At 52.8% G+C, this 509-nt stretch carries 1 protein-coding gene; it reads left to right on the forward strand.

Annotation, left to right across the window (positions count from 1 at the left end):
* Positions 1-276: 276 nt before the first annotated feature.
* The coding region (locus AC1DDH_RS20525; RefSeq protein WP_476956220.1) for a DUF4158 domain-containing protein at positions 277-509 on the forward strand (233 nt) is incomplete at its 3' end.

The raw sequence follows: 509 nt of genomic DNA on the forward strand, positions 1-509 counted from the left end.
GGCTGGTACTGGAGCCAACATGGTTGCAATGAGCTGGCGGACCATGGCGATTTCTTTTCGATCACCGCGAAGATCAATCCCGGAATGGAAGGGGAGATGGATCGCGTGCGCGCATTTGCAATGGCGACACACGCTATGGCCTAAGCGAGATTCGTTTTAGGAAATGGGAACGCCATAGCCGGCGAAGCGTTGCGAATGCTATTCGGTGATGGAGACTGGCCAATGATGATCCGGTCGATGAGGCGTACATAACCCTTCTAGAGCGTTGGATTGAATATGCAAGACTGGCAGATTTCAATTCTGGGCAGTCGGTCATTCGCTGCGGCAATAGAGGAAGACGAGTTGATCGATTTCTTCACGTTTTCGGAGGAGGAGATTGATTTCATCAACAAGCACCGGGCCGCGTTCCGCATTCCCCTTGCAATCCATATTGGCTTTCTGCGCTTAACGGGGACACACCCTGAGAAAGCGGCCGCCATCCCAGAACTTCTGCTAGCACACTTCAGCAC

The sequence above is a fragment of the Arthrobacter sp. 10T425 genome, from assembly GCF_056393985.1.